This window comes from Melittangium boletus DSM 14713, from assembly GCF_002305855.1.
GTDB classification, from domain to species: domain Bacteria; phylum Myxococcota; class Myxococcia; order Myxococcales; family Myxococcaceae; genus Cystobacter; species Cystobacter boletus.
Genome location: NZ_CP022163.1, coordinates 7,067,450 through 7,081,292 on the forward strand (window position 1 = coordinate 7,067,450; position 13,843 = coordinate 7,081,292).

Sequence of the window (13,843 nt, forward strand, 5' to 3'; positions counted from 1 at the left end):
CGCGGGTATGACCGGCCCCTCTTCGAGAAGGGGACCGGGGGCGGGCGAGAGAGAGGCCGCCTTGCGAGAGGGAGATCAGCCCGCCGCTGACTTCTTGTTCCTGCTGAAGTTGCGGAAGAAGTGGATGATCTGCTGCTCGGCTTTCTTGGCGTCGGTGGCGTCGGCGAATTCGGATTCGAGGAAGATGCCGCCGCACGACTCGCAGGTGTCGTAGCTCAACGGGTGTTGACGGTCTCCACCATCGACCCGGACGAGATCCACCTGGCATTCAGGGCACTGGCCGGTCAGCGCGTCCGCGTCGACCTTGCCTCCTTGCCCCTCGAGTCCGGTGAGGTTGTTGTGGAGGAGGATCCGGTTGAGGTCCGCGACATCAATCCAGAGCCCGCCGCAATCTCCACATTCTCGGAAATTTTCGCCGTGGTCCCCTTCGAGATCGGCCATCTCGACGCTGCAACCGGGGCAATTCATGGGGTGTATCATTCTCCTGTTGGGGGGAGTCGAGCTCCCGTGGGGTGACGGCTGGAGGGCGGCGTGCCCCCCGGACGTTCAGGGAATGATAGGTCGCATGATTTTTCAGATGCAACCCAACCGCCGCATTGTGTTCACGCGAGCAACCCCCGGGGCCCCCCCGTTCAGGCCTTGACCCGCTGGATATCGGCCCCGAGGGCACGCAACTTCTGCTCGAGCCGCTCGTAGCCCCGGTCCAGGTGGTAGATGCGCTGGATGTCCGTCTTGCCCTCGGCGCGCAGGCCCGCCAGCACCAGTGAGGCGCTGGCCCGCAGGTCGGTGGCCATGACGGGCGCCCCGGACAGCGTGCGGACGCCCTTCACCACCGCCGTGTGGCCCTGGATGGTGATGTCCGCCCCCATCCGGTGCAGCTCCGGCACGTGCATGAAGCGGTTCTCGAAGATGCGCTCGGAGATGACCGAGGTGCCGTCCGCCACCGTCATCAGCCCCATGAGCTGGGCCTGCATGTCCGTGGGGAATCCCGGGTGCTCGGTCGTCTTCACGTCCACCGAGTGCGGAACCTGGGGCGCCTTCACCCGGATGCCTCCGTCCTCCGTGGTGAGGGTGCAACCCGTCTCGCGCAGCTTGAGGATGACGGCTTCCAGGTGCTCGGGCACCACGCGCTTGACCAGCACCTCACCCCCGGTGATGGCGGCGGCCACCATCAGGGTCCCCGCCTCGATGCGGTCCGGGAGGATGGCGTGCTCCACCGGCTTGAGGGCCTCCACGCCCTCGATGGTGATGACGGAGGTGCCCGCGCCCTCGATGCGCGCGCCCATCTTGTTGAGCACCCGGGCGAGCTCCTCCACCTCGGGCTCGCGCGCGCAGTTCTCCAGCACGCTGCGGCCGCGCGCCAGCACCGCGGCCATCATCACGTTCTCCGTGCCCGTCACGGTGATGACGTCGAAGTTGACGGTGCCCCCCGTGAGGTGCTTCGCCGTGGCCTCCACGTAGCCCTCGGTCAGGTGGATGTCGGCCCCCAGGGCCTTGAGTCCCTTGAGGTGCTGATCGATGGGCCGCGCGCCGATGGCGCAGCCGCCCGGCATGGACACGCGGGCCCGGCCGAAGCGCGCCACCAGCGGGCCGAGCACCAGCACCGACGCGCGCATCGTCTTCACCAGATCGTACGGGGCCTCGGGGGTGATGGGCCCGTGGACCTCGACCTCGCACACGTCTGAGCGGGCGCCGTCGAGCCGACCCGTCCCACAGCCCATGGTGCCGAGCACCTTGAGCATGGTCTTCACGTCGGCCAGGTCCGGCACGTTGCGGTAGACGCTCTTGCCATCCGCCAGCAGCGCCGAGGCGAGGATGGGGAGCGCGGCGTTCTTCGCCCCCGACACGGACACCTCGCCCACGAGCCGGTGGCCACCCTTCACGATGATCTTGTCCATCAGTCCTGTCTCACCCCTGTGGCCGGGTGGCCACGGGCTGTGTCCCGAAAGCGAGGCGATCCCGCCGCTCCAGATCCTTCTCCACCCGCGCGTTCTCGTACCCCGCGGCCTGGAGGAGCGCCTGGACGGCCGCGCCCTGTGTTTCGCCAATCTCCAATGCAAGCAGCCCGCCAGGGGCGAGCACCCGCCTGGCTCCGGTGATGACCTGCCGCAGGAGCACGAGGCCATCGGGGCCTCCGTCCAGCGCCATCCGGGGCTCGCGGCGCACCTCCGCGGACAGCCCGGCGATCTCCCCCGAGGCGATGTACGGGGGATTGGACACCACCACCTGGAAGAGGGCGTCCGGGGGCAGGGGAGCGTAGAGGCTGCCCTCCAGGATCCGCACCCGCTCGGCCACGCCCAGGGTCTGGGCGTTCTCCCGCGCGAGCGCGCAGGCGTCCGGGGACAGGTCCGTGGCCGTCACCTGGGCCTGGGGCCGCTCGGCCGCGAGGCTGATGGCGATGCAGCCCGAGCCAGTGCACACGTCCAGCGCGGCGCCCGGGGCGTCCTTGGGCAGGGCGTGCAGGGCGGCCTCCACCAGCAGCTCCGTCTCCGGGCGGGGGATGAGCACCCGCGCGTCCACCTTGAAGGGGCGGTTGTAGAACTCGCGCACACCGGTGAGGTACTGGGTGGGCTCGCCCGCCATGCGCCGCGCGATGAGGGCACGCAAGGCGGCCAGCTCCTCCTTCTCCAGCGGCCGGTCCAGGTCCACGTACAGCCGCACCCGCGTCGTCTTCAACACATGGGCGAGCAGCACCTCGGTGGTGAGCCGCGGCGCGTCCACGCCCTTCTTGTCGAAGTGCTGGGTCGTCCAGGTGAGGACCTTGCGGATGGTCCAGATCTCCTCGCTCATGCGCCTGGTGGGCTCCTGCCCTCGCCCGTCTGCTGCTTGAGCGCCTCGGCCTGGTAGTGGGTGCGGCAGGCGGTGATGACGTCCTCGACCCCGCCGGCCATGATGCCCGGCAGGTTGTGCACCGTGAGGCCGATGCGGTGATCCGTCAGCCGGTCCTGCGGGAAGTTGTAGGTGCGGATCTTCTCCGAGCGATCGCCCGTGCCCACCTGGCCCCGGCGCATGGAGTCGCGCTCGTTGCGGATGCGCTCCTGCTCGATTTCATAGAGCTTGGCGCGCAGCATGCGCTCGGCCATGGCGCGGTTCTTCCCCTGGCTCTTCTCCTGCTGGCACTTCACCACGATGCCCGAGGGCTTGTGGATGAGGCGCACCGCGGAGTCCGTGGTGTTCACGCTCTGGCCGCCCGAGCCCGTCGAGCGCATCACCTGCATCTCGATGTCGGCCGGGTTGAGCTTGATGTCCACGTCCTCGGCCTCGGGCATCACCGACACGGTGATGGTGGAGGTGTGGATGCGCCCCTGGGCCTCGGTGGCCGGCACGCGCTGCACCCGGTGCACCCCGGACTCGTACTTCATGGCGCTGTAGATGCCGTCGCCCGACAGGGTGATGGTGACGTCCTTGACCCCGCCCGCGCCGCCGGGGCTCATGTCCAGGATGTCCGCCTTCCAGCCCTTGCGGTCCGCGTAGCGCAGGTACATCTGCATCACTTCCTCGGCGAACAGGCCGGCCTCGTCGCCGCCCGCGCCCGCGCGGATCTCCAGGATGACGTCCTTCTCGTCATTGGGATCCTTGGGCAGCAGGAGCACCTTGAGCGCCTGCTCCTGCTCCTCGCGCTGCGTCTTGAGCCCGGGCAGGGCCTCGCGCGCGTAGGCCTTCTCGTCCGGGTCCGGGCTGGACAGCCAGGCCTCGACTTCCTTGAGGTCGTCGAGCACCTTGCGGTACGCCCGGAAGGTCTCCACCAGCTTCTCCAGGCCCGCCCGCTCCTTGGAGACCTTCTGCAGCTTCGCCGAATCGGCGATGACGTCCGGGTTGGCCAGATCGGCGGTCAGGCGCTCGAACCGGCGCTCCACGTCTTCAAGTTTATCGATCATCTGTGTGGGCTCGGCGTTGTGCCCCGTTGTCCAGCCCCTGGCAAGGCCGGACGGGGTCGAGAAATTCCGTGGACTTCCGGGGGGGGAGCGTGAAAAAAGGGCGGTTCGCTGCCGCCAGTGCGGCCCATTTCCGCCTCAACGGAGTACCAGAAGATGCCTGCTCAGAAGGGAAACCGCAGCAAGAAGAAGCTGTCCAACCGCGCTGGTTCGAAGAAGGCGGCCCTCAAGCGCCGCCGCGCTCGTGAGCGCCGCAAGTAGTTCGCCATGCGCCTCCTCCTCTGTGCCGAGGGGGAGGGGGCGAGCACCCCTGCCTTTCGCGCTGGCTCGCCGGGGGCGGACCCGTTAGCAACCCCTGGATGGAAACCGCCTGGCGCCCGCCGGGTGGGATGGCTCTTTCTTGCGCCGTGGGCGGCGCGTACATTGGCTTCGCGAGTTCATGGCCCGGGAAAAGGACAACATCGCTCTCTCCGACGAGCACAACTCACGTGGCATCGAGTTGGCCGATCGTGGATGGCTCGACGAGGCCATCAAGGAGTTCAAGAAGGCGATCGATCTCGATCCCGACTCCGCGCACGCCCACGACAACCTCGCCACCGTCTACGCCGAGAAGAAGCTCTTCCGCGAGGCCCTGGGCGAGTACCTCACCGCGCTCAAGCTGGAGCCGGACAGTCCCACCGCTCACTACAACCTCGCCTGCTTCCTCTCCACGCATGCCGCCGAGATGGCGGTGTCGGAGTACCGCGAGGCCATTGAGCTGGATCCGGAGTACCCGGACGCGCACCTCAACCTGGGTCTCACCTACGCGGACCAGGGCCGCATCGAGGACGCCATGCGCGAGCTGCAGACGGCCATCGAGCTGCAGCCCCAGGACGCCTTCCCCCGGCACGAGCTCGCCGCGCTGCTGATGGACGAGGGGGACTACCGCTCGGCCATCACCCAGCTCAAGGAAGTGGTGCGGCTGGAGGCGGACAATTTCGAGGCCCACCTGGACCTGGGCATCTGCTACGCCCAGAAGGGCTTCTACGCCGAGGCCGAGCGCTCCTACGAGAAGGCGAGCGCGCTCAACGCCGAGGATCTGCTGCTCAACTACAACCTGGCCGCCCTCTACGCGCTGTGGGGCCGCCGGGCCGATGCGTTGAACTTCCTGCAGAAGGCCGTGACGGCGGATCGCCAGAAGGTCCAGGGTTGGCTCGCCACGGATACGATGTTCGACTCGTTGAAGAGCGACCCCGGGTTCGAGGCGCTCTTCTGAGCCCCTGAGCCTCCCTATGGAATGGGTTTTTCTTGGACTGGCGCTCCTGCTGGTCCTGGCGAACGGTTTCTTCGTGGCGACCGAGTTCGCCATCGTGAAGATCCGTCCCACGCGCCTGCAGGCGATGGTGGACGACGGGCGTCCGGGGGCCGGCAACGCCATGAAGATGGTGGACAAGCTCGACGCCTACCTGTCCGCCACCCAGTTCGGCATCACGCTCGCCTCGCTGGGCCTGGGCTGGCTGGGCGAGCCCGCCTTCGCCCACCTGCTGGAGCCCGTGCTCGCGCGCGTGGTGCCCGAGGCGGCCGGCCCCGCGGTGGCGCACTCGGTGGCGGTGGCCATCGCCTTCGCCATCATCACCTTCCTGCACATCGTGCTCGGGGAGCTCGCGCCCAAGAGCCTCGCCATCCAGCGCGCCGAGGCGACCACGCTGGCCGTGGCGCTGCCCATGCGCGTCTTCTACGTGGTCTTCTACCCGGCCATCTGGGTGCTCAACGCCCTGGCGGGCTGGGTGCTCAAGGCCTTCGGGATGCACACCGCGCACGAGTCCCAGGACGCGCACAACGAGGACGAGCTGCGCGTCATCCTCCACTCCTCGGCCGAGGCGGGCGCCATCACCACGGCGCGCGCGGAATTGCTCGAGCGCTCGCTGGAGATGGCCCAGAAGACGGCGCGCCAGGTCATGGTGCCGCGCAACCAGGTGAAATTCCTCGACATGGAGGAGCCCCTGGACAAGTGCGTCGCCGACGCGCGCGCGGCGGGCCACACGTGGCTGCCGGTGTGCCGGGGCAACATGGACGAGGTGGAGGGGGTGGTGAACGTCAAGGACCTCTTCTTCCTGCTCTCCCGTGGCGAGCTGCGCAGCCTGTCCCAGGTGCAGCGGCCCGTGCTCTACGTGCCCGAGCACGTGACGCTCGAGCAGCTGCTCAACGAGTTCCGCCGGCGGCGCCGTCAGACGGCGCTCGTGGTGGACGAGCACGGAGGCACGTCCGGACTGGTGACGATCGCCGACGTGGTGGCGGAGATCGTGGGCGACGTGGCCGAGCTGGGCCGGCGCGTGGACGAGGTGCGCTCGCTGCCCGGAGGCCGCTTCGAGCTGCCCGGCACCGCCCAGCTGGATGACCTGGAGGACCGCCTGGACGTGTCCTTCGAGATCGACGACGAGGACATCGAGGTGACCACCATCGCCGGCTACATCATGGCGAAGCTGGGCCGCATTCCGGAGAAGGGCGACCTCATCAAGCTGGACATGTGGCGCATCCAGGTGGAGGAGGTGGAAGGTCCCCGGGTGGTGCGCGTGACGGTGGAGCCGCAGGCGGGCCCCAAGCCCCCCGTGACGGCTGCCTCGGAGGCCTGAGTTCCTGGCCGCCCTCCGGGCGCCCGTGTTCCCCCTCGCAGGCCCGACGCCTCGGGGGAACCCGCCCGCATGTCAGACCCCTCTGCTACAGCTCGCACCAGCCCGGTCGCGCACACGGCCGGAGGACGATTTCTTGCCTGCCCGCCGAGGTTGTCGGGGGGTCGTGCTTGATCGGTTGAAATCGGGCGTGTTACTCGTCCCCAATCGCTCCGGAGCCGATTTTTCGGCCTCGGAGCCGCTTTCCCGCCCTGCCGGTACACCTTTCGGGAGCCCGTTTTCCCATGCGAATCAAGCGCCTGGACATCACCGGATTCAAGTCGTTCATGGATCGCAGCGTCTTCACCTTCGATGAAGGCGTCACGGGCATCGTCGGCCCCAATGGCTGTGGCAAATCGAACGTGGTGGACTCCATCCGCTGGGTGATGGGCGAGCAGAGCGCCAAGAACCTGCGCGGCCGCGGCATGGAGGACGTCATCTTCAACGGCTCGGAGTCCAAGCCGCCGCTGTCCATGGCCGAGGTGTCGCTCACCTTCCACGTGGATGAGACGGACACGATGCCCGCGCACCTCGGCGGCATCCCCGAGGTGACCGTCACCCGCCGGCTCTTCCGCAACGGCGAGTCCGAGTACCTCATCAACAAGACGACGTGCCGCCTGCTGGACATCACCGAGCTGTTCCTCGGCACGGGCGTGGGCACCAAGGCCTACTCCATCATCGAGCAGGGCCGTGTGGGCCTCATCGTCTCCAGCAAGCCGGAGGACCGGCGCCACCTCATCGAGGAGGCCGCGGGCGTCACCAAGTACAAGTCGCGCCGCAAGGCCGCCGAGCGCAAGCTGGAGGCCACCCAGGCCAACCTCCTGCGCGTCACGGACGTCACCGGGGAGCTGGAGCGCCGTCTGGAGAGCCTGTCGCGCCAGGCCAAGAAGGCCGAGAAGTACAAGAAGCTCAAGACGCGCATGCGCGAGATCGAGCTGCACTCCGCCTCGCACCGCTACCTGGGCCTGCACGCCGAGGCCAAGCAGCTCCAGGAGCGCCTGGGCAGCCTCGGGGGCGAGGAGCGCGAGGGCCTGGACAAGATGCGCGCCCTGGAAGAGGCCATCGCCCAGCGCCGCGCGGAGCTGGAGACCGAGGCCCAGACACTGCAGAAGCTCTCCGCCGACGTGCACACCCTGGAGAGCGCCGTGCAGCGCGCGGACCAGGACCTGGCCTACTGGCGCAAGGATCTGGAGGAGACGAGCGCGCGGGTGGGCCAGTCCGAGGTGGAGCTCCACGCCCTCAAGGCCCGTCAGGCCGAGGTGGCCGAGACCATGGCCTCCCGCGAGGCGGAGCTCAGCTCCATCGCCGGCTCGTGGAAGGAGGACGAGGTCTCCATGAAGGTGGCGCAGGAGGAGCTGCGCCGGGTGAGCCAGCTGCAGGGGGAGATCTCCCTGCGGCTCGAGCAGGAGCGCGCCGCGCTCGTCACCGTGGCCAGCCGCCTCGCCAACCACGAGAGCAACCTCGTCAACCTCGCCCGTCAGAAGACGGACCTGGAGGCCCGGCGCGCCCGCAACCGCACCGAGGCGGACGCCCTTCGCGCCCAGGAGACGCAGCTCGAGGACGCGCGCCAGACGGTGGCCCGCCGGCTGGAGGGCAGCCGCCATCTGTCCCTGGAGATCGCCGAGCGCCGGGGCCAGGAAGAGGAGGCCCTGCGGCTCACCCGCCAGGCCTTCACGGAGAACGAGGTCCAGGTCATCGGCCTGCGCGAGGAGCTGAGCGACAAGCGCAGCCGGCTCGCCTCGCTGGAGGCGCTGCAGAAGGACTACGAGGGCTTTGACCGGGGCGTGCGCGCGGTGATGGTGCGCGCGGGCGAGGACGCGCGCACCCAGGGCATCTTCGGCCTCGTGGCGGACGTGCTCTCCACCACGCCGCGCTACGAGCGCGCCGTGGAGGCCGTGCTGGGCGAGCGGTTGCAGCACGTCGTCGTGGAGAGCCGCGCCAAGGGCGTGGAGCTGGTGGAGTACCTCAAGGACGCCGCCGAGGGCCGGGGCAGCTTCCTGCCCGTGCCCGCCCCCGAGCGCGTGCCGGCCGAGGTCCAGCCGGACATGTCCCGCCCCGGAATGCTCGCGCGCGCCCTCGACGAGGTGACGTGCGAGGACGCGCTCCGGCCCGTGGTGCGGCTGCTGCTCGGGGACGTGGTCATCGTGGAGGACCTGGCGAGTGCCCGGGCCTGCGCCGAGGCCGAGGGCGCCACGTGGACGCTCGTCACCCTGGATGGCGAGGTGTTCCGCCCCGACGGCACCCTCACCGGCGGTGAGCGCGAGGGCGCCGCCGTGGGCGCCCTGCAGAAGAAGCGGGAGATCGCCGAGCTGGCCATCGAGGTGGCCCGGGTGGAGGAGCGCTACAACGAGATTCTCACCCGGCACTACACCCTGCAGAAGCAGATGGGGGACACCGAGGACGTGCTGCGCGGGCTGGCGAAGAACCAGCACGCCGAGGAGCTGAGCCTCGCCCACCAGGAGAAGGACCTTCACAAGGCGAGCGAGGACCTGGCGCGCGTGCGCGATCGGCTCCGGGCCCTGGACGCGGACGAGTCCCAGCTCGTGCACATGCACGAGGGGCTGGCGCACGAGGAGGAGAACAGCCGGGGCGAGGTGGCCCATGGCCAGGCGGACCGCGAGGCGCGGGAGGAGCGCGTCAAACAACTGCTCGGCGAGCTGGAGTCGCTCAAGCAGCGGGCGGAGACGGCCTCGGCCAATCTCACCAGCCTCAAGGTGAAGGTGGCCGCCGGGGGCGAGCGCGGAGAGTCGGCGCGCAAGGAGCTGGAGAGCCTGCTGGCCCAGAAGGAAGAGATGGCCAGCCGGGTGCGCAAGCTGGAGTCCACGGTGCGCGACGGGGCCTCGCGGGTGGCGGAGTTCAACCGCCGCATCGGCGAGACGGAGGCCGCGCGCGCGCAGAAGGCCGAGGAGCTGTACGGCGCCTCCCAGGGACTGGAGGGCCGGCGCTCGGCCCACGCCACGGCCACGGGCGAGGTGCGCGAGCAGGAGAACGGGCTGCGCGAGCTGCGCACGACGCTGGACGGGCTCACCCAGGGCCTCTCCCAGATGACGCTGCGCGAGCGGGAAATCGTCCTGGAGCTGGAGCACCTGGTGGCGGGCGTGCGCGAGCGCCACGGCCTGGAGCTGGCCGACGAGGTGCACCACTACCACCTGCTGCCGTCGCTCAGCGAGGAGGCGGAGCAGGAGCTCAAGGAGCTGCGCGCGCAGGTGGAGAAGATGGGGGAGATCAACCTCACCGCCATCGACGAGCACGCGGACCTCACCCAGCGCTCGGCGTTCCTGCTGGCGCAGAAGAAGGACCTGACGGAGTCCATCGAGAAGCTGCACGAGGCCATCCGGCGCATCGACGCGTCGAGCCGGGACCGCTTCAAGCAGACGTTCGACGTCGTCAACGAGAAGTTCCAGGCCATCTTCCCGCGCCTGTTCGGCGGTGGCCGGGCGAGCCTCGTGCTCACCCAGGAAGGGCCGGGCGCGGAGCCGGGCGTGGAGATCGTCGCCCAGCCGCCCGGCAAGAAGCTGCAGAGCATGAACCTGCTGTCCGGCGGCGAGAAGGCGCTCACGGCCGTGGCGCTCATCTTCGCCATCTTCCTCATCAAACCCACGCCCTTCTGCCTCCTGGACGAGGTCGACGCCCCGCTGGATGAGGGCAACGTGGGCCGCTACAACGACATGGTGAAGGAGATGAGCAAGCAGTCGCAGTTCATCCTCATCACCCACAACAAGCGCACCATGGAAGTGGCGGACACCCTCTACGGCGTGACGATGGAGGAGCCCGGCATCTCCAAGCTGGTGAGCGTGCGGCTGCGCGAGGCCACGGCGGCCAACGACAACACCAGCGTCGCGTAGGCGCGCGGCGCCCGGGAGCTGGATGTGAAGAAGGCGCGGCTCCTGGGTTCCAGGTGCCGCGCCTTCGGTGCTTCAGGGCCCTCGGCCGCTCGGGCCTACTTCTTCTTCTTGGGAGCCGCTTCCGTGGTCTCCTTGGGGCAGGCGCCCTGGTCCGCGGCGAGACGCTGCTTGGCGGTGTCCAGGTCCTGCTGGGTGACGGCGATGATCTCCTGGGTCTTCGCCTCGAGGTCACCCCAGGCCGCGTCCTTGGCCTTGAGCTCGCGGGCGAGGTCCACGGTGCTCTGGTCCACCTGGCGCTGGGACTCGATGGAGTTCACCCACGCCTGGGCGGAGTCGACGAGCGTCCTGCACTTGCTCTTGAGCTCGTCGATGAGCTTCCAGTCCTTGGTCTTCTGGTACTTCGCCACGATGGCGTCATAGGCCTCGGCGGCGTTGGCGCGGTTGCCGAAGGCGATGGCGGCGTCGGCGGAGCGCTGGTTGCGCACCAGGTCCAGCTGCAGCAGCCGCAGCTCGGGCGTCAGGTCCGCGGCGGGCTCGGTGGCGTGCGAGTTGAAGTGGACGAAGCGGTAGGGGAACTTGAGCTCGTCCACCTCCAGCTTCACCGGCACCGCCATCATCTTGCCCTTGAGGCACGCGGCGAGCTGGTCTCCCTCGGGCGTTCCGACGGAATCGAAGGTGATGTCGGCCGCGGTGGCCGACGCCTTCTTCAGGTCCACGTTGGCGCGCAGCGTGGGGGGCGCCTTGGTCTCATAGCCCGCGTAGCAGTCACACCACTGGGCCTGCGCGAGCCGCACGTTGCCCGAGAAGTCCGAGCCCGGGTTGAGGCCGAAGCGCACGCTGGGGCTGTTGCCCGCCTCGTGGACGAAGGTGCTCTCGGACTCCACCGGCGCGGCGCCCTTGGCCAGGGGGGTGAGCGGCACGCGCGTGTCCACCAGCTTCTGCACGCACGCGATGCCCTCGGGCGTGAGGTTCTCACCGGAGATGACGTGCGAGCCCCCCTGCTCGTTCACGGTGGTCTTCACGACCAGCCGCGTGGTCTCGGCGGTGCCACGGCTCTTCGGGTCCACCAGGCACTCCATCACCTGGGGACGGGAGGCGAGCAGCGCGCCCACGAGGATGCCCTGGTTGGCGGGCTGCGACAGGGCGGGTGCCTGGGTCTTGCACACCGCCACGTCGAAGGGGGACTGGTTGGTGATGCGCAGCCGCTCCTCCTTGGAGATGGGGGCGCCTCCAGTTTGGGCTTGCTGCTGACCGGCGCAGCCAGCGGCCGCGGCGGCGAGGAGGGAAGTGATGGCGAGACGGCTCATCATGGAAGGGGTTCTCCGTTTCCGTTGGGGAAGGACAACGGAGGCCTCATTTATCAAGTCCCTCGGCGTTCTTGAGATCCTTCAAGCGCAGGCCGTTTTTCTTCAACAAACGGTAGAGGCTTTGCATGGACAGGCCCGTGTGCTGCTCGGCCGTCGCCATGTCGAAGTTGGACACGCGCATGACCTCGGCGAAGTAGAGCCGCTCGAAGTCGGCCACCACGCGATCCTTGGCCTCGTGGTAGGGCATGTTCGTCACGAGCGCGGCCACGCTGGTGGTGGGCTGCTGGCCCTCGGGGCGGCTCTTGTTCTGGGCCATGAAGTCCAGCCAGCTCGCATTGCCCGTTTCCTGCATGAGCGCGCCCCGCTCGAGCACGTTGCGCAGCTCGCGCACGTTGCCCGGCCAGTCATAGCCCTCGAAGAGGGCGAGCGTCTGGGGGGTGAGCTCGAAGGAGGACTTGATGCCGCGCAGCAGGGACTGGGCCAGCACGGGGATGTCCTCGCGCCGGGTGCGCAGGGGCGGCAGGCGCACACGCGCCACGGCCAGCCGGAAGTAGAGGTCCGCCCGGAAGCGGCCCTGGCGCACGTCCTCTTCCAGGTTGCGGTGCGTGGAGGCGATGACGCGCACGTCCACGGAGATGGGCGCGCCCGTCAGCGAGGGCACCTCGCGCGACTCCAGCACCCGCAGCAGCTTGGGCTGCAGGGACAGCGGGAGCTCGCCCACCTCGTCGAGGAAGAGGGTGCCGCCCTGGGCGGCCTCGAAGACGCCCTTGGCGCTCTTGTCCCCGTCCTGCTCCGCGCGCAGGCCGCCGAACAGCTCGCGCTCGGCCTTCTCCTCGGTGATGAGGTTGCAGTCCACGACCTTGAAGGGGCCGTGACGGCGCATCGAGTGCTGGTGCACGGCGCGCGCGGCGAGCTCCTTGCCGGTACCCGTCTCGCCCTCGATGAGCAGGTTCATGTCCTCGCGGGCGATACCGCGCAGCTGCGCGAAGACGATTCGCGTCTTCTCCGCGGTGCCCACCAGCGAGCCGAAGGCATCCGCTCCGCCCGACACCTCCACCTCGGTGGCGCGCGCGGCCTGCTTGATGACGAGCTTCGTCTTGCCCAGCAGCACCTTGTCGCCGGACTGCAGCAGCACCTGCATCACCTGGTGTCCATCCAGGAAGGTGCCATTGCGGCTGCCCAGGTCCTTGAGGAGGATGCCTTGCGAGGTGCGCTCCAGCTCCACGTGCCGGCGGCTCACCGTGGGATCCGTCAGCACCAGGTCGCTCGCCGAGTCCGAGCCCACGCGCAGCAGCGCGTCCTGGGTGGTGACCTTCTTGCCCTTGTCCGGGCCGCCCACCACTTCCACCGTCCACTCACGCACCTGGATGCGGGTCGGAAGGCCTTCTCCGACCTGCACGGTCAACGTGGCCTCGGACTTGTCGTTGATCATCGGCTTGGAGCCTCCCGCCCGGAGCATGGGCGGGTCACTCCGCCCGTGTCTCCGGAGTTCCCCTGTTTACGGGGGCGCTCCCAAGGGAGCAAGCCTTTGTGATGCCCGTCGTCACCAGAGCGTCGGTGTGGGACGGGTGATCCGGTGGCTCGAGGCGCCGCGGTCAGTAGTTGCTGGGCGCGTCGCTGGACGGGAAGGACTCCTTGGACTGCTCGTCCACGAGGTCATCCTCCTCGTTACCTCCCGACTTCACCTGGGCATTGGTGGGAGCGCCAGGTGAGGAGTGTTTCTCCGTCTTCGCGCCCGCCTCACGGCTCGGGGTCTGCTTCTCCTCGGTGCTGCCCGGGGCCTTTCGTTCCTGCTCTGCCATCATCCACCTCCATGAGAGTGCCTTCTCTTCCTGGAAAGCTGTGCATGGGAGAGGATGGCCGCCCGCCCGGGGAGGACGGCCGCCTGCTGACCTGGCCGTCAGGCCTGGAGCATGGAGTCGAGCTTCTTGTCCCGATCCAGCTGAGCCAGGTCCGTGTAGCCGCCGACGTGGGTGTCGCCGATGAAGATCTGCGGCACGGTGCGCTGTCCGCCGCTCATCTCCACCAGTTTCGCGCGTGCGGTGTCGTCACCAGTCACGTCCACTTCCTCGTAGGACACGCCCTTGCGCTTGAGCAGATCCTTGGCCCGGACGCAGTAGCCACAGTAGGTGGTGGTGTAGATCTTCACGGGTTTCACGCGGTCCTCC

11 protein-coding genes are annotated in these 13,843 nt (G+C 68.8%); 3 read left to right on the plus strand and 8 right to left on the minus strand.

The features are described from left to right. Positions 1 to 75 precede the first annotated feature (75 nt). From MEBOL_RS29540 to prfA, 4 genes are all read right to left on the minus strand, one after another. Entirely contained in the window at positions 76 to 468 is a 393-nt protein-coding gene (locus tag MEBOL_RS29540) for a zf-TFIIB domain-containing protein (RefSeq protein WP_095980567.1), read from the minus strand. Positions 469 to 632: 164 nt separating this feature from the next. Then, entirely contained in the window at positions 633 to 1,898 is a 1,266-nt protein-coding gene (gene murA, locus MEBOL_RS29545) for a UDP-N-acetylglucosamine 1-carboxyvinyltransferase (protein ID WP_095980568.1), read from the minus strand. A gap of 10 nt (positions 1,899 to 1,908) precedes the next feature. After that, on the minus strand, positions 1,909 to 2,790 hold the full coding sequence (gene prmC / locus MEBOL_RS29550) for a peptide chain release factor N(5)-glutamine methyltransferase (RefSeq protein WP_095980569.1): 882 nt from the start codon (positions 2,788 to 2,790) through the stop codon (positions 1,909 to 1,911). Next, positions 2,787 to 3,878: a peptide chain release factor 1 gene (prfA, locus tag MEBOL_RS29555; protein ID WP_095980570.1), complete on the minus strand. Its 1,092-nt coding sequence runs from the start codon at positions 3,876 to 3,878 to the stop codon at positions 2,787 to 2,789. The genes prmC and prfA overlap by 4 nt, the downstream gene beginning before the upstream one ends. A gap of 436 nt (positions 3,879 to 4,314) precedes the next feature. Here prfA and MEBOL_RS29560 point away from each other — a divergent pair, with 436 nt between their 5' ends. From MEBOL_RS29560 to smc, 3 genes are all read left to right on the plus strand, one after another. Beyond that, positions 4,315 to 5,130, plus strand: a complete 816-nt coding sequence (locus MEBOL_RS29560) for a tetratricopeptide repeat protein (protein ID WP_095980571.1) — start codon at positions 4,315 to 4,317, stop codon at positions 5,128 to 5,130. Positions 5,131 to 5,146: 16 nt separating this feature from the next. After that, a complete protein-coding gene (locus tag MEBOL_RS29565) occupies positions 5,147 to 6,487 on the plus strand; it encodes a hemolysin family protein (protein WP_095980572.1) in 1,341 nt (446 codons plus the stop codon). A gap of 281 nt (positions 6,488 to 6,768) precedes the next feature. Continuing rightward, a complete protein-coding gene (gene smc, locus MEBOL_RS29570; protein ID WP_095980573.1) occupies positions 6,769 to 10,368 on the plus strand; it encodes a chromosome segregation protein SMC in 3,600 nt (1,199 codons plus the stop codon). 95 nt (positions 10,369 to 10,463) lie between these two features. Here smc and MEBOL_RS29575 read toward each other — a convergent pair whose 3' ends face one another. The 4 genes from MEBOL_RS29575 to grxC form a co-directional block, all read right to left on the minus strand. Next, positions 10,464 to 11,678, minus strand: a complete 1,215-nt coding sequence (locus MEBOL_RS29575; protein WP_095980574.1) for a hypothetical protein — start codon at positions 11,676 to 11,678, stop codon at positions 10,464 to 10,466. Between the two features lie 43 nt (positions 11,679 to 11,721). Then, a complete protein-coding gene (locus MEBOL_RS29580) occupies positions 11,722 to 13,134 on the minus strand; it encodes an FHA and sigma-54 interaction domain-containing protein (RefSeq protein ID WP_245918949.1) in 1,413 nt (470 codons plus the stop codon). A 136-nt stretch (positions 13,135 to 13,270) separates the two neighbouring features. Further along, positions 13,271 to 13,480 (minus strand): hypothetical protein, encoded by a 210-nt coding sequence (locus MEBOL_RS29585; RefSeq protein ID WP_095980575.1) that lies wholly within the window; start codon positions 13,478 to 13,480, stop codon positions 13,271 to 13,273. Positions 13,481 to 13,575: 95 nt separating this feature from the next. After that, the gene (gene grxC / locus MEBOL_RS29590) at positions 13,576 to 13,833 is read right to left on the minus strand and encodes a glutaredoxin 3 (RefSeq protein WP_095980576.1); all 258 of its coding nucleotides are present in this window, start codon (positions 13,831 to 13,833) and stop codon (positions 13,576 to 13,578) included. Positions 13,834 to 13,843: the final 10 nt, after the last annotated feature.